Annotated in this window: 14 protein-coding genes and 1 tRNA gene; 9 read left to right on the top strand and 6 right to left on the bottom strand. The window is 71.2% G+C overall.

What is annotated here, in order from left to right; translation table 11 throughout:
• The first annotated feature begins 26 nt into the window (after positions 1-26).
• Complete coding sequence (gene mutL / locus BXU09_RS02445) at positions 27-1,667, top strand: DNA mismatch repair endonuclease MutL (RefSeq protein ID WP_078300384.1); 1,641 nt, start codon at positions 27-29, stop codon at positions 1,665-1,667.
• Between the two features lie 16 nt (positions 1,668-1,683).
• Here the strand turns inward: mutL and BXU09_RS02450 are convergent, their stop codons facing one another.
• Both BXU09_RS02450 and BXU09_RS02455 read right to left on the bottom strand, forming a co-directional pair.
• Positions 1,684-2,328, bottom strand: coding sequence for a hypothetical protein (locus BXU09_RS02450; protein WP_144011940.1), 645 nt, complete (start codon positions 2,326-2,328; stop codon positions 1,684-1,686).
• A gap of 54 nt (positions 2,329-2,382) precedes the next feature.
• Complete coding sequence (locus BXU09_RS02455) at positions 2,383-2,976, bottom strand: flavin reductase family protein (RefSeq protein WP_078300387.1); 594 nt, start codon at positions 2,974-2,976, stop codon at positions 2,383-2,385.
• 92 nt (positions 2,977-3,068) lie between these two features.
• Between BXU09_RS02455 and gltX the strand changes: the two genes are divergently transcribed.
• Together gltX and BXU09_RS02465 are read left to right on the top strand one after the other, a co-directional pair.
• Complete coding sequence (gene gltX / locus BXU09_RS02460) at positions 3,069-4,490, top strand: glutamate--tRNA ligase (protein ID WP_078304623.1); 1,422 nt, start codon at positions 3,069-3,071, stop codon at positions 4,488-4,490.
• Positions 4,487-4,840: a DUF1304 domain-containing protein gene (locus BXU09_RS02465; RefSeq protein WP_078300388.1), complete on the top strand. Its 354-nt coding sequence runs from the start codon at positions 4,487-4,489 to the stop codon at positions 4,838-4,840. The genes gltX and BXU09_RS02465 overlap by 4 nt, the downstream gene beginning before the upstream one ends.
• A 72-nt stretch (positions 4,841-4,912) precedes the next feature.
• Here BXU09_RS02465 and BXU09_RS02470 read toward each other — a convergent pair whose 3' ends face one another.
• Complete coding sequence (locus tag BXU09_RS02470) at positions 4,913-6,115, bottom strand: META domain-containing protein (protein WP_078300390.1); 1,203 nt, start codon at positions 6,113-6,115, stop codon at positions 4,913-4,915.
• Between the two features lie 202 nt (positions 6,116-6,317).
• On the opposite strand from BXU09_RS02470, the gene BXU09_RS02475 reads away from it, so the two are divergent.
• Complete coding sequence (locus tag BXU09_RS02475) at positions 6,318-6,743, top strand: cobalamin B12-binding domain-containing protein (RefSeq protein ID WP_078300392.1); 426 nt, start codon at positions 6,318-6,320, stop codon at positions 6,741-6,743.
• Positions 6,744-6,802: 59 nt separating this feature from the next.
• Positions 6,803-7,990 carry an MFS transporter gene (locus tag BXU09_RS02480; RefSeq protein ID WP_078300395.1) on the top strand — a complete coding sequence of 396 codons (1,188 nt, stop codon included), beginning with the start codon at positions 6,803-6,805 and terminating at the stop codon, positions 7,988-7,990.
• 95 nt (positions 7,991-8,085) lie between these two features.
• Here the strand turns inward: BXU09_RS02480 and BXU09_RS02485 are convergent, their stop codons facing one another.
• Both BXU09_RS02485 and BXU09_RS02490 read right to left on the bottom strand, forming a co-directional pair.
• Positions 8,086-9,378 carry a hypothetical protein gene (locus BXU09_RS02485; protein ID WP_078300398.1) on the bottom strand — a complete coding sequence of 431 codons (1,293 nt, stop codon included), beginning with the start codon at positions 9,376-9,378 and terminating at the stop codon, positions 8,086-8,088.
• A gap of 269 nt (positions 9,379-9,647) precedes the next feature.
• Positions 9,648-9,737 (bottom strand) — tRNA-Ser (locus BXU09_RS02490).
• 110 nt (positions 9,738-9,847) lie between these two features.
• On the opposite strand from BXU09_RS02490, the gene plsY reads away from it, so the two are divergent.
• The 4 genes from plsY (at position 9,848) to BXU09_RS02510 (ending at position 12,894) form a co-directional block, all read left to right on the top strand.
• Positions 9,848-10,444, top strand: coding sequence for a glycerol-3-phosphate 1-O-acyltransferase PlsY (gene plsY, locus BXU09_RS02495; protein ID WP_078300401.1), 597 nt, complete (start codon positions 9,848-9,850; stop codon positions 10,442-10,444).
• 253 nt (positions 10,445-10,697) lie between these two features.
• A complete protein-coding gene (locus BXU09_RS02500) occupies positions 10,698-10,997 on the top strand; it encodes a hypothetical protein (RefSeq protein ID WP_078300403.1) in 300 nt (99 codons plus the stop codon).
• 45 nt (positions 10,998-11,042) lie between these two features.
• The gene (locus tag BXU09_RS02505) at positions 11,043-11,567 is read left to right on the top strand and encodes a hypothetical protein (RefSeq protein WP_078300405.1); all 525 of its coding nucleotides are present in this window, start codon (positions 11,043-11,045) and stop codon (positions 11,565-11,567) included.
• A gap of 307 nt (positions 11,568-11,874) precedes the next feature.
• A complete protein-coding gene (locus tag BXU09_RS02510) occupies positions 11,875-12,894 on the top strand; it encodes an aspartate-semialdehyde dehydrogenase (RefSeq protein WP_078300407.1) in 1,020 nt (339 codons plus the stop codon).
• Between the two features lie 130 nt (positions 12,895-13,024).
• Here the strand turns inward: BXU09_RS02510 and BXU09_RS02515 are convergent, their stop codons facing one another.
• The gene (locus BXU09_RS02515; protein WP_078300411.1) at positions 13,025-14,005 is read right to left on the bottom strand and encodes an aldo/keto reductase; all 981 of its coding nucleotides are present in this window, start codon (positions 14,003-14,005) and stop codon (positions 13,025-13,027) included.
• Positions 14,006-14,139 lie beyond the last annotated feature (134 nt).

Below are 14,139 nucleotides of genomic sequence, written 5' to 3' on the forward strand. Positions count from 1 at the left end.
CGCGGCTGCGCTAGCCTCGGAGCACGATGACGATTCATGTGTTGCCTCCTCATGTCGCGCGGCTGATCGCGGCGGGTGAGGTGGTGTCGCGGCCGCTGGACGTGGTGCGGGAACTGATCGAGAACGCGCTGGACGCCGGGGCGACCCGCCTGGAGGTGGACCTGGAGGGCGGCGGCCTGGAGCTGGTGCGGGTGCGGGACAACGGGTCGGGCATTCCGGCGGCCTCGGCGGGTCTGGCGGCGCGGCGGCACGCGACGAGCAAGCTCGCGCCGGACGCGGCGTCGGTGGACGCGGTAACCACGCTGGGGTTCCGGGGCGAGGCGCTGTGGGCGGCGGCGCAGGCGGGCGAGGTGCAGCTGGTGACGCGTCCGGCGGCGCAGGTGGGCGCGTGCGAGGTGCGGGCCTGCGGGGACGAGGTGCTCGTGTCGCGCACGTCAGCGCCAGCGGGCACGACCGTGACGGTACGGAAGCTGTTCGCGGCGCTGCCGGGGCGGCTGCGGACGCAGGCTCCGGCGGCGGCCGAGGTGCGCGAGGTGACGGCGCTGCTGGGCCGGTACGTGCTGCACCATCCGGGGTTGTACTGGCGGCTGTGCGTGGACGGAGACGTGCGCCTGACGCACGCGCCGGGCGATCACCGGGGCGCGGTGGCCAGCGTGTACGGGCCGCTCAGCGCGAACCGGGTGCTGACCGTCATGGCTGACGGCGTGCGGGGCGTGGTGTCCCGCCCGGAGCTGACGCGGGCGCGGCGCGACCGGATGCATTTCAGCGTGAACGGGCGGCCCGTCCTGGCCCCGCCGGAACTGGAACGGGCCGTGATCGACGGCTTCGCGGAGCTGCTCCCGGCGGGCGCGGCGCCGCTGTGCGTGCTGGACCTGACGGTCGCGCCGGAGGATCACAATCCGAACGTGCATCCGGCCAAGCAGGTCGTGGCGCTGGCGGACCTGCCGGGCGTGGCGGCGCGGGTGCGTTCGGCGGTGGCGGCGGCGCTGGCCGCGCATCCGCTGGCGCGGGCAGCCCCAGCGCTGATCCCGCCAGCGGAGGCCGGGGGCGCAGAGGCCGCGAGCGGGTCCTTTCCGGCCCTGACGCTGCTGGGCGTGTATCAGGAGTTGTACCTGCTGGCGCAGGGCGAGGGGGACCTGTGGATCGTGGACGCGCACGCCGCGCACGAACGCGCCCTGTTCGAGCACCTGACCCGCACCCTGGAGGCCGAGCCGCCCGCCGAACTGCCCGAGCCGGAACTGCTGCACCTGACGCCCGAGCAGACGGCCCGCCTGCACGAGCGCGCCGCTGCGCTCCAGGGCTGGGGCCTGACCCTGGAGGATTTCGGGGCGGGACTGGCGCGGCTGCGGACCGTGCCCGCCACGCTGGCGGCGCTGGGCGTGCCGCGCCTGCACGAGCAGATCGTGGAGGCGGCGCTGGGCGACCACCCGGACCCGCGCCGGGACGTGCTGGCGCGACTGGCCTGCGCGCCCGCCCTGAAAGCCGGGATGCTGGACCACGCGCGCGGCGAGGCGGTCCTGCGCGCCCTGTCGGCCTGCGAGCACCCCTGGGCCTGCCCGCACGGGCGTCCGACCGTGCTGCGCCTGAGCGAACGGGAGCTGGCGCACTCGTTCGGACGGCGCGGCGTGCGGGACGTGCCACGCGGCCGGGACGCCGCGCCGCGCTAGGCGTACCGAAGGCCCTTCAGCGGTTGAAGGCGCTGCGTTGCCCGCTGAACAGGGTCGGGAAGGTCTGTCGGGCGGCGGTGCTCAGGACCGGCTGCACCCAGTACGGCAGGTTGCGGCGGGCGTTGCGGATCTCGAAGCGTCCGTCGCGGCTCTCGGTGGTCACGCCGGTCCAGCCGGGGCGCAGGGTCAGGTCGTAGTAGGTGTTCAGGCCGGCGCAGCGGCCGCGCAGGGTGACGGTGCGGTCGCTGTAGATCCACTGGCCGCGCTCGGCGGGGTCGGTGGGCGCGTCGGCCTGCACGAGCGTGGCGACCGCGTTCGTGGCGGGATTGAAGACCAGCAGCGTCTCGGCGGTGTACGTGCGCGCCCCGGCGGGCGTGACGTTCACGCCGGGGCAGACGTCCAGGGGTTGCACGGGCGGCCGGAAGGTGCCGGGCACCACGACGTTGAAGCGCGTGCCGTTCAGGGGGCCCATGCCCAGCAGCCAGCCGCCGCCCAGGTTGGTCATCAGGACGCGCAGGTCGCCGCTGCCCAGGGCGCGGGTCGCGGCGGGGTTGCGGATCTCGCCGCCCACGCTGAACGAGGTGGCGTGCGCGGCGCCGGTCAGCAGCAGCGGCAGCAGGGCCTGGACGAGACGGACGGACTTGCAAGCGGAGAGGTTCACGCCCCTGACCATCGGGGAGGCGCGTCAGGTCGGTGTCGGCGGGTGTGAGGTTCGTTACAGCCCGTCTGGGCGGGCGTCCAGCCGGTCGGCGCCCAGGGTGGCGTACAGGCTGCGGCCCAGGTACAGGGCGGGCGGGGCGGCGAGCAGGCCGCGCGCGTCGAAGGCGTCCGGGTCGAAGCGGACCTCCTGCACGTGCCCGACGATCAGGTCGTGGTCCCCGACCGGGATGACCTGCGTGACGCGGCAGGTGTAGTGCAGGTACGCGCCGCTCAGGGCCAGCGGCTGCTCGCTCAGGGTGGACAGGTTCAGCAGAGCGTGCTTGTCGGTGCCGTCGTGGGCGCTGTGCAGGCCGCTGCCGTGAATGGCGCCCGCGCGGTCCAGCGGCAGGAAGTTCACGCCGAACGTGCCGGACGCGCGGATCAGCGGGTACGTGGCGCGTTCCCGGCCCAGCGACACGCCATACAGGGGCGGCGTTTCGCTCAGGGCCGTGTGCCAGCCGGCGGCCATGACGTTGCGCGTGCCGGCGTGCGCGGCCGTGACGAGCGCGACCGTGCCGGGGTAGTACCCGAAGAGGCGAGTGGTGGTCTGCGTCAGCCGTGTGGCGGGGGCCGGGTGATCGGTCGGGGACGGGTCGGGGTGCGGGGACATGCCCTGGCAGCATAGGCCCTGGCAGCCGAGGGGGCGGGCGGCGGGACGTGTGGGAAGGCAGGAAGACCCCGCAGGCCCGTATGCTGTGCGTCATGTCTGTCGTGACCCGCATTGCTCCGAGTCCCACGGGTGACCCCCACGTGGGCACCGCGTACATCGGCCTGTTCAACCACACCCTGGCCCGCCAGTCGGGCGGGAAGTTCATCCTGCGCGTCGAGGACACCGACCGCAACCGCTACGTGCCGGACAGCGAGAAGCGCATCTTCCAGATGATGGCGTGGCTGGGCCTGACGCCCGACGAGTCGCCGCTTCAGGGCGGCCCGAACGGCCCTTACCGTCAGAGTGAGCGTTTCGACCTGTACGGCGATTACGCCCGTGGGCTGGTCGCGGGCGGTCACGCCTACTACGCCTTCGAGACGGCCGATGAGCTGACGGCGCTGCGCGAGGCGGCGCAGGCGGAGGGCCGAGTGATCGCCGTGCCCAGCCGCGACCTGGACCCGGCGGCGGCGCAGGCACGGGTAGAGGCGGGCGAGGCGGCCGTGATCCGCCTGAAGGTCCCGCGTGAGGGCGAGACGGTCGTGAACGACCTGCTGCGCGACCCGATTCACTTCCAGAACCGCGAGATCGACGACAAGGTGCTGCTCAAGGCCGACGGGTTCCCCACCTACCACCTGGCGAACGTGGTGGACGACCGCCTGATGGGCGTCACGCACGTCGTCCGGGCCGAGGAGTGGATCACCAGCACGCCCATTCACGTGCTGCTGTACCGCGCCTTCGGGTGGCCGGAGCCGGTATTTGCGCACATGCCGTTGCTGCGTAACTCGGACAAGTCGAAGATCAGCAAGCGCAAGAACCCCACGAGCGTGGAGTGGTACCAGGGGCAGGGCTTCCTGCCCGAGGCGATGCTGAACTTCCTGGCGACGATGGGCTGGACGCACCCGGACGGCCTGGAGGTGTTCGATCTGGCCGAGTTCGAGCGGGTGTTCCGCCTCTCTGACGTGACGCTGGGCGGCCCGGTGTTCGATCAGGCGAAGCTGCGCTGGTACAACGGCAAGTACCTGCGCGAGGTGCTCTCGGAAGACGAGGTCGCCCGCCGCCTGCACGCCTTCCTGGCCGACCAGAAGGTGGATCTGCCGCACGACGACTATTTCCGGGCAGTGGTGCGTCTGATGACGCCGCGCATCGAGGTGTTCAGCGAGTTCCTGGAGAAGACGCCCTACTTCTGGTCCGAGGAGTACCCGGTGACCGAGAAGGCGCAGGCCGCCATCGACGGCGCGCGCGAGCTGCTGCCGGAACTGGCCGCCACCCTGAAGAACCTGCCGACCTTCGACGCGGCGTCCATCAAGGCAGCCTTCGCGGCGTTCGCCGAGGAGAAGGGGCTGAAGCTCGGGAAGGTCATGCCGCCCGTGCGCGCGGCCGTGGCGGGCACCATGGAGAGCCCGGACCTGCCGGACCTGCTCGCCACGCTGGGCCGTGAGCGGGTGGTCGCCCGGATCGGGAAGCTGGGCGCATGACCCTGATCGCCTCGGTTCTGGTGGGCCTGATCGCCCTGCTGCACGGGTACATCCTGGTGCTGGAGATGTTCCTGTGGACCACTCCGCGCGCCATGAAGGCCTTCGGCACCACCCCGGAATTCGCGGCGCAGACGCAGGCGCTGGCAGCCAATCAGGGCCTGTACAACGGCTTCCTGGCAGCCGGGCTGATCTGGGGCCTGATCACGGGTTCGGCGGCCATTCAGCTGTTCTTCCTGGCGTGCGTGGCGGTCGCGGGTCTGTACGGCGCGGCCACCGCGAACCGCCGCATCCTGTTCATCCAGACGGTCCCGGCCGCGCTGGCAGCGCTGGCGGTCCTGCTGGCCCGCTGAAGGCCCGGCCCCAGACAACCGAGAGGGCGGCGCCTCCGAACATGGAGCGCCGCCCTCGTGGATGTGCCGTCCTCAGCGGGCCTGGAATTCCCAGCGTTCGGCGGGAGCGTCGGCCGTGGCAGGCACCGTCAGGGTGAGGGTCTGCCCGCGCCCGGCGGCGCCCTGCACGGTCAGGGTGGGCGCGCGGTCGAGCAGGCCGATCAGGTTCACGCCGGTTTCCGGGCAGGCGATGCGGGTCGTGAAGGCCGGGCCGGTCAGGCTCAGTACAGTGCCGCCCGACACGGTGCCGCGCAGGGCGTAGGGCGCGCCGACGTTGTTGCAGCCGTCCACGCCGCCCACCCGTCCGTCCCGGAAGGTCAGGCTGACGGGGCGCGCGGTGGCGGGGGCGGGCGCGCCGTTCACGCGGGTCAGGGTGTACGTGGCGGCCGGGTCGGGCGTGGCCGGAGTGGGCGCCGGGGTCGCGGTGGGCTGGGGGCCGCGCGTGAGGGTCAGGGTGCCGCCGGTGCCGCTCAGGGTCAGCGTGCTGCCCGCCTGCGTGACGGTCAGGGGCGCACGCAGCAGGCTGAGCAGGGCCGTTTCCGCCTGCGCCTGGGCGGGCGGGCAGGCCATGCGGGTCGAACTGACCGGCCCGAACGTCACGCGGGCCGGACTGCCCAGCAGCGCCCCGGTGCCGCGCAGGGCGTTGCAGCCGACCGCGCCGCCCAGCGTGACCTTCGGCCCGTCGAAGGTGACGTTCAGCAGGCCCGTGGTGGGCAGGTCACGGCCCGAGGCGGTCAGGCGCAGGGCGGTCCAGGCGCCGTTCAGGCTGGTGTTCACAGGGGCCGTGGGACGGGCCTCCAGCGCGCGGAAGGTCAGGCGGCCCTTCCCGGCGCTCAGGGTCAGGGTGTCGCCGCTCAGCTCAGAGCGGGTCACGCGGGTCAGCAGGTTCAGGTAGTCCTCGCGCAGGCTCAGGGCGGCGTCGGTGCAGTTCTGGCTGCTACCGCCCTGCACGCCGCGCAGCAGCAGCGTGGCGGTCTTCAGCGGGCCGGCCGTGCCCAGGCGGGCCGCGCCGGTCAGGGGGCTGCAGCCGGTCGTGCCGCCCACGGTCAGCTCCGCGCCGCTGCCGGTCAGGGTCAGGGTGGGGCGGGTCAGGCGCGCGCCGGGCATGATGGGCGCGCTTCCGGCGGGCTGCACGGTCTGCAGCACCCAGGTCGTGCCCACCAGCGCGGGAGAGGCCGGGGTGGGCGCGGGCAGCGAGGTCAGGACGGCCAGGGTCAGGGGCAGCAGGGCACTCATGAGAAGGGTTGTACACCGCGTTCCTGATGGGCAGGTGACGGGCGGTCAGGACGGCAGGGCGGGACAGTCGGGCGCGGCGGTGCGTAGAATGGTAACCAAACGCCCGTTAGGGTCCGGGAGGTGCGGCGCGAACCGCCCTCCGGCCCCTCTGAATGCAAGTGTGCGCCGCCCGGTCAGCCGGGACGGGGGCAGGAGGAACGACATGACACAGGACCGCCGAATTCGAGTACTGATCGCCAAACCCGGCATGGACGGCCACGACCGTGGCGCGAAGGTCGTGGCGCGCGCGCTGCGTGACGCGGGCATGGAGGTCATCTACACCGGCCTGCGCCAGACCGCCGAGATGATCGTGAACGCCGCCGTGCAGGAGGACGTGGACGCCATCGGCCTGAGCGTGCTGTCGGGCGCGCACATGCATTACTTCCGGGAGGTCATGACCCTGCTGCGCGAACAGGACGCGCAGGACATCATCGTGTTCGGGGGCGGCATCATCCCGGATCAGGACCTGCCCACCCTGGCGGAACTGGGCGTGGGGCGCGTGTTCACGCCGGGCGCCAGCACCGAGGACGCCGCCACGTACCTGCGCGGCGCGGTGCAGGCCCGCTGGCAGGCGCAGGGCGAGGCGTGAGCGCTGCGCAGCGTGAGTGGTGCGAGGCGTGAGCGGCGCGGGGCTGTCATCATGCCGGCATGAGTGACGCCGCGCTGCCCCGCCCCGCCCTGAACGTGGGGCAGCTGGCCCCGCTGTACGCCGCGCAGGCCCTGGCGACCGGCGCGACCACCGTCAGCACCGTGCTGGCCAGCCTGATCATGAGCGGCCTGCACTTCGAGACGCTGGTGGGCCTGCCCAGCACGCTGATCAGCACGTCGGCGGCGCTGTCGGCCGGGGCGTTCGGGGCGCTGATGCTGCGCCGGGGCCGCCGCACCGGCCTGAGCGCCGCCTTCACGCTCGGGGCGCTGGGGGCCGCCGTGGGCTTCGTGGGCGCCCGCTTCGCGCTGCTGCCGGTGTTCCTGATCGGCGCGTGCCTGATGGGCGCGGCGCAGGGCGGGTACCAGCAGGCCCGCTACGCCGCCGCCGAGAGCGTCCCCGACGACCGGCGCGGCACGGCGCTGGGCGCGCTGATGCTCATGAGCGTACTCGGATCGTTCCTGATCACCGGGGCGTCCCGGCCCATCGAGACCCTGGGCGCGGCGCTGGGCAGCACCCCGGAAGTCGCCGGGTGGCTGGTCGGCGGCGTACTGCTGGGCGCGGCCGCCCTGCTGATCCGCCTGTGGCGCCCCACCGCCCCCACCCCTGCGCCCGCCGCGCGGCCTGCCCAGGCTGCCCCCGCGAAACTGACGGTCCGGGAGGCCTTCGCCATTCCCGGCGTGCGCAGCACTGCGCTGGCCCTGGCCACCGCGCAGGGCCTGATGGTCACCCTGATGAGCCTCACGCCGCTGCGGGCGCACCACATGGGCATGGATCACGGCGCGGTCGCCGCGCTGATCAGCGGGCACATCCTGGGCATGTTCGGCTTCGGCTGGCTGACCGGCCCCCTGATCGACCGCCTGGGCCTGCGTTTCGGCTACGTCAGCGGCGCGCTGCTGCTGGCTGCCGCCGCCCTGAGCGCCCCCCTGAGCGGCGCGGCGTGGCTGGCCGTCAGCATGTTCCTGCTGGGCCTCGGCTGGAACCTCGCGTTCGTGGCGGGCAGCAAGTCCCTGACCCGCTTCCCGGCCGCGCAGGGCGTCACGGACGGCCTGGGGTACGTCGCAGCGGGCGTGGGCACCGCGCTGGGCGGCGTGATCATCGCCCGCGCCGGTTTCCCCGTGCTGGCCGGAGCCTGCGCCGTCCTGGCACTGCTGCCGCTGATCAGCGCGTGGCGGGTCCGGGCTGCCTGACCCGTGACCGGCCCCCTCACCCGCCCCTTCGGGGCACCCTCTCCCGCAGGGGGCGAGGGTCAACTCCCTCTTCCCCACCGGTCAGAGGCCGCTGGTCAGGGATTGGGGGCGCTGACGAAGGTGTCGTCGCCGGGCGTGGCGCTGCTCTTGCCGCCGCTCTGGTCGTAGCGCACGCCGCTGTTCATGCGGGTCACGGCGACCGACTGGGTGTTCGCGGCGCTGACGGCCCCGTTCGCGGCGAACGAGCGGGTCCAGAGGTACCAGCGGGGCGCGACGCCGTGCTTGCGGGCCAGTCCGCTGGCGGGGTTCAGGTCGAACACGTAGTCCGGGAAGACCTCGGTGCGGCTGACGGACTTCGCCATGTTCAGGTTGTTGTCGCCGCCCAGGTCGAGCAGGCGGCTGGATTTGATCCATTCGACGGCCACGCCGCTGCTTTTCAGGGCCTGCGCGATGCGGGCGCTGCGGGCGGCGGGGTTCGTGTCGGGGCTCAGGTAGGCGTACGAGTGACCGTAGTCGGCGGTGGCGGGCGACCAGAACGGGTCGGCCAGGATCACGCGCCGGGGGCGTTTCGCGGCGCTCAGGGCAGCGTCGGCGTAGGCTTTCTCGGTCATGGCGAGGGCCATCTGCGCGCCCAGCGAGTGCCCCATGACGCGCACGCCCTCGGCGCCGCTGTACGTCCACTGGCTCAGGGCGCTGCGGTACGCGTTGTAGAACAGCTGCCCCGCACTGACGGTGGGGGCGCCCGTCACCGAGTACGCGCCGGTCGGGGTGCGGTAGCGCATGCCGATGTTCTGCGTGCGGCCCAGCGTGTCGCGGTACGAGTACCCGGCCGTCCAGATCTTCGCCTGAGAGTGGTACGGAACGCTGCCGGTGCCCTCGTCATCGGCCAGTTGCGTCCAGTGGAACAGCGCCACGTTCCACCCGGCGTTGATCCAGGCGTCCGCGACATTCAGTTTGCCGTCACTGAAGTAGAAGTTGTCGCGCACGCCCGCAACCGTACTGCCGTCCTGCCAGCCGTGCACGAACAGCATCACGGGCCTGGCGGGATCGTAGTACCCGCTGATCGCCGCGCCGTCTGCGCGGGCCTTGCAGCCCACACCGCCGGGGCTGCCGGTCTCGCCCCTGGCGTACCAGTACACGCCGGTATCCAGGCCACTCTGACCGAACGGCAGGGCCAGCGCCGTGGGGCACGCGGCCGCCTGCGCGCTCAGGGCACCGCCCCGGCCGCCTCCCTCGGCCAGCAGGGCCGTCTGCGCCTCACTGAACCCCGCCGGGAGGCCAGCGGTGGCCGCTCCCTGCGGCTGCGGAGCGGACGAGCAGGCCGCCAGCGCGGCACTCAGGATCAGGGCGGCAGGCAGACCGGCAGACGACAGGAACGATCTGGGCATACGGGATTTCCTCCGGGCAGAGCGGGGCGCGGCGGGCTGAACAGGGATGGGCAGGGCCGGGCAACGGCGCGCCGGCCGGAAACTGAAGTTGTAGGTGCAAGCGGCACCATACGTCACCCCGCCGGCCTGAAAACAGTCCCCGCAGTTCAAGATTTCCGGCGAATGAAAAAACCCCCCGGCGTGGGGGGGCCGTTCAGGCAAGGCAACAGGAGCCCAACGAAAAGAGCGCCGAGCAGGCCTGGGGCCGACTGCGACGCTCTGTTTCTGGCTGGCGGAACGGGAGAGATTCGAACTCTCGGTACGGTTGCCCGTACACACGCTTTCCAGGCGTGCCCCTTCAACCACTCGGGCACCGTTCCAGCGCACAGCAGATTAGCGGGTCAGGGCTGGAAAATCAAATCTGGGGGCCGACCCGTGTGCCGTCCGGCCCGGACGGATGCGCGGCGCGCGGATGCCCTAGAATGCAACTGTGACCTTTCTTGCCGTGCTGGCGGTGCTGATTTCTTATGTGGTCGGAGCGATTCCGGCGGCGGCCTGGGTGGCCCGCACGCGTGGCGTGGACATCCTGAAAGTCGGGAGTGGCAACAGCGGTTCCACGAATGTCCTGCGAACCCTGGGCAAGGGCCCGGCCATCCTCGTGGCCGTCTTCGACATCCTCAAGGGCGCGCTGGCGATCTGGCTGGCGCGCGCCCTGGGCCTGGACGCGCCCATGCAGGCGGCGTGCGGCGTGGCGGCCGTGATCGGCCATAACTTCAGTCCGTTCCTGAAATTCAAGGGCGGCAAGGGCGTGGCGACCACGTTCGGGACGATCTGCGCGCTGCTGCCCGTGGCGGGCCTGGGCTTCTTCCTGATGGGCATCACGACCGTGTGGCTCACGCGCTTCGTATCGGCGGGCAGCATCCTGGGCGCGCTGACGGGCGCGTTCACGGCGTACCTGCTGGGCGCGCCGCTGTGGCTGTCGCTGGTCGTCTCGGCGCTGGCCGCGCTGATTGTGTGGCAGCACCGCGAGAACATCCGCAAACTGCACGCCGGGAACGAACGCCGCTTCGGCGAGAAAGTCAGCTGATCCTCACGCACGCCGGGCCGCGCGCACCTCATACGGACTCCGATTGGACGGCCTTGTAAGCCGTTCAATCCGAGCGGATGCGAGGAGGAGAGAACCGGGTTCCGGACGTGGAGCTGGCAATCCGGTAAAGTTCCGGATTGTCAGCGAAACAAACGGAATCCGTATCGCAGGTCGCGGCCCGGCGTGCGCTATGCTGGGCGGGTCAAGACAACTGAGCGGCGGGACCCCGGCCCCGTCACGTTGCGAGGAGTGCATGTCGGCCAGGATTCGCGTTTACGGTAAGGAAGCGGTGTTCGCGCAGGGCGCGTGGCAGTGCGACGACGAGAGCCTCCAGGCAATGCTGCAGGCGCTGGCCGACCCACGCGCCATGACCGAGGATCAGGAACGCACGCACGCGCTGTACGCCGCCGGACGCTTCGGCGGCCTGATCGCCACCGAGTACGGCTGGGAGGCCGCGCCGCACCCGGAGGCGGAAATCAAGATGGAGGACTTCGCCCCGGCCCGGCAACCCGAACGCGCCGGATGGCTGAGCTTCCTACGCCGGCGCAAGTAGGGCACCTGCGGCAACTCCGTTCCGTCCTGCCGCGTACCGTGAGGCATGACCCGTTCCCTGCTTCTGGCTGCCCTGCTGACCCTGCCTGCCACCCAGGCCCAGACTGTTCCTGCCCCGACTGGCGCCGCGCCGACCACGCTGGCGCAGGTGGCCGTGACCGGCACAGTGATCTGGAAGACCGGACATGACGGGTTCATCCTGCGGAGCCTGACCGAACCGGACTTCCTCTTCGCGTTCACCACGAGCGCCGCGCCGAAACAGCCCATCCGCGACCTGAAGATCACGGTGCCCAGGCACGCCCTCAGCGGGACGCAACTGAACCTGATGCAGGAGTTCCTGGGACGCGCCGGACGCACCTGCCTGAAGCTGAGCGGCCCGCAGGTCCGCGACCTGACGGACTGGCTCGCCACCCAGAGCCTCGAACCCCGGACGTTCGGCACGCTGACCGTCTGGCGGGGCGGGATGCTCGACATGAACTCGCTCATCTATCAGACGACCATCACCCTGACCGTCCCCACCGCCGGACCCTGCGTGCATCAGGGCGTGGGCAGCGCTCCCATGCGCCTCTGATACGGATTCCGTCTGTTTCGCTGACAATCCGGAACTTCACCGGATGGCCAGCTCCACGTCCGGAACCCGTTTCTCTCCCTCTCGCATCCGCTCGGATTGAACGGCTTTGCAAGCCATTCAATCGGAGTCCGTATGACTCCCACGGTCCCTTCACGCTAGGCAGGCAGCCTTGACCCCCGGAGGGGCAGCGCCTACGCTGGGGGGCATGAACGCCGTCATGACCACCATTACCCCGTGAGGGCGGTGTCTTGATGGCAGCCGCCCCGCGAGACACGCCGGGCGGTTTTTTTGTGGGAAGGAGACGAGCATGCGCGTAGCGATTGTCGGAGCGACCGGAGCGGTGGGGCACGAACTTCTCAAGGTGCTGGAGGGCAGCAGCCTGCAATTCGATGAGCTGCTCCTGTTTGCCAGTCCGCGCAGCGCGGGCACGCAGCTGACCTTCAAGGGGCAGCCGCTGACGGTGCAGGTCACGCCGGACGGGGCGATCGACGCGGACGTGATCCTGGCGTCGGCGGGGGGCAGCATCAGCAAGGCGCTGGCCCCCAAATGGGTGGAGGGCGGGGCGGTCGTGATCGACAACAGCAGCGCCTTCCGCTACGACGACGACGTGCCGCTGGTCGTGCCCGAGGTAAACGGGGACGCCGCATTGAGCCATAAGGGCATCATCGCCAACCCGAACTGCACGACCGCCATCGCCGTGGTCGCCGTGGCTCCCATCCACCGCGCCTATGGTGTGAAACGCATGATCGTCAGCACGTATCAGGCCACCAGCGGCGCCGGGGCCAAGGGCATGGAGGAACTGCTGGAACAGACCCGCGCCGAACTGAACGGTGAGCAGGCGCAGGCGAGCGTGTTCGCGCACCCGATTCCCTTCAACGTGATTCCGCACATCGATTCCTTCCAGGACAACGGGTACACCAAGGAAGAGATGAAGGTCGCCTGGGAGACCCGCAAGATCATCGGGGACGACAGCCTGAAGATCAGCTGCACTGCCGTGCGCATCCCCACCCTCCGCACGCACAGCGAGGCCATTACCCTGGAACTCGAACGCCCCGCCACGCCCGAGGCCGTGCGTGAACTGCTGGCCGGGGCCGCCGGGGTCGAGGTGCGCGACAACCCGGAAGGCAAGCTGTACCCCATGCCCCTGACCGCCAGCGGCAAGTACGACGTCGAGGTGGGCCGCATCCGCGAGTCGCTGGTGTTCGACGGCGGCATCGACCTGTTCGTCGCGGGCGACCAGCTCCTGAAAGGCGCGGCGCTGAACGCCGTGCAGATCGCCGAGTACCTCCAGCAGAAGGGCGCGCTGAAGGCGAAACAGCGGGCGTAAGCGGGGAGTGGGGTCGGGGGATTGCTCCCCGACTCGCCCCGATCCCAGAAAAGCCGGAGCGTCCTGCCCCGGCTTTTTCTGTATCCCTGTTCAGCGGAACCGGAGGTCTCCCCCACCCACGTCCTACTCCCTAGCCGCGCGTGATGCGGTCCACCTCGGCGCGTTCGTCGGCGCTCAGGGTCCAGCTGGCGGCGGCGACGTTCTCGTCGATCTGTTCGGGTCTGGTCGCTCCGGCGATCACGCTGCTGGTTTCGGGGAAGGACAGCAGCCAACTGAAGGCCAGTTTCAGCAGCGTGTGACCCTGGGCCTGCGCGAAGGTCCGCAGGTTCTCGACGACCGTCCAGTTCTGCGGGGTCAGGTAGCGGTCCTGCGCGCCCTGGCTGCCCGTGATGCGTGCGCCGTCCGGGAGGGGTTGCCCGGCGTGGTACTTGCCGGTCAGGAGGCCGCTGGCGAGCGGGAAGTAGGGCAGCAGGCCCAGGTTCAGGTCGTGGGCGGCGGGGATCAGGTCGGTTTCGATGTCGCGGACCAGCAGGCTGTGTTCGTCCTGGCAGGACGTGAAGCGCGCCCAGCCGTGCTGGCGGGCCAGGGTGTCGGCGGCGCGCACGTCGGCGGCGGGCATGTTGCTCACGCCGACGGCCCGCACGAGCCCCTGCTGCACGAGGTCGTTCAGGGTGCCCAGGGTGTCCTCGATGGGCGTGTGCGGGTCCGGGGTGTGCAGCTGGTACAGGTCCAGGTAGTCCGTGCCGAGGCGGCGCAGGCTGGCCTCCAGCGCCCGGCGGATGTACTCAGGACGGGCGCCCTGCTGGCCGTCGCCCATGTCCATGCCGAACTTGCTGGCCAGGACGATGTTCCGGCGTTCCGGGCCGAGGGCGCGGCCCAGCATCTCCTCGCTGCCGCCCCGGTTGCCGTAGATGTCGGCCGTGTCGAACAGCGTGATGCCCGCATCGAGCGCGCGGCGCACGACGGCGGTGGTGGCGGTCTGATCGAGGCGACCGCCGAAGTTGTTGCAGCCCAGGCCGACCGCCGAGACGCTCAGTCCGCTGTGCCCGAGGGTCCTGTGTGCGGGGGTGCTGCTGCCTGCCGCCTGGGTGCCTGCTTCCGGGTTGTTCATGCGGGCAGGGTAATGCACCCGCCTGCGCCGATCGTGAACGTCCCTGCACCCTCCGGTGGACGCCACGCCCGGCCCGCATGCGGCACACTGGACGCATGACCCGACCCGACCGGTTCCGTCCCGCGCGCCCGCCT

It is taken from the genome of Deinococcus sp. LM3, from assembly GCF_002017875.1.
Taxonomy (GTDB): domain Bacteria; phylum Deinococcota; class Deinococci; order Deinococcales; family Deinococcaceae; genus Deinococcus.

Bases quoted from the DNA above. Each gene is read 5' to 3' on its own strand.
- gltX (WP_078304623.1), top strand. From the start codon at position 3,069: ATGTCTGTCGTGACCCGCATTGCTCCGAGTCCCACGGGTGACCCCCAC.
- BXU09_RS02475 (WP_078300392.1), top strand. From the start codon at position 6,318: ATGACACAGGACCGCCGAATTCGAGTACTGATCGCCAAACCCGGCATG.
- BXU09_RS02485 (WP_078300398.1), bottom strand. From the start codon at position 9,378: ATGCCCAGATCGTTCCTGTCGTCTGCCGGTCTGCCTGCCGCCCTGATC.
- BXU09_RS02480 (WP_078300395.1), top strand. From the start codon at position 6,803: ATGAGTGACGCCGCGCTGCCCCGCCCCGCCCTGAACGTGGGGCAGCTG.
- BXU09_RS02455 (WP_078300387.1), bottom strand. From the start codon at position 2,976: ATGTCCCCGCACCCCGACCCGTCCCCGACCGATCACCCGGCCCCCGCC.
- BXU09_RS02505 (WP_078300405.1), top strand. From the start codon at position 11,043: ATGACCCGTTCCCTGCTTCTGGCTGCCCTGCTGACCCTGCCTGCCACC.
- BXU09_RS02510 (WP_078300407.1), top strand. From the start codon at position 11,875: ATGCGCGTAGCGATTGTCGGAGCGACCGGAGCGGTGGGGCACGAACTT.
- BXU09_RS02515 (WP_078300411.1), bottom strand. From the start codon at position 14,005: ATGAACAACCCGGAAGCAGGCACCCAGGCGGCAGGCAGCAGCACCCCC.
- BXU09_RS02465 (WP_078300388.1), top strand. From the start codon at position 4,487: ATGACCCTGATCGCCTCGGTTCTGGTGGGCCTGATCGCCCTGCTGCAC.
- BXU09_RS02500 (WP_078300403.1), top strand. From the start codon at position 10,698: ATGTCGGCCAGGATTCGCGTTTACGGTAAGGAAGCGGTGTTCGCGCAG.
- mutL (WP_078300384.1), top strand. From the start codon at position 27: ATGACGATTCATGTGTTGCCTCCTCATGTCGCGCGGCTGATCGCGGCG.
- BXU09_RS02470 (WP_078300390.1), bottom strand. From the start codon at position 6,115: ATGAGTGCCCTGCTGCCCCTGACCCTGGCCGTCCTGACCTCGCTGCCC.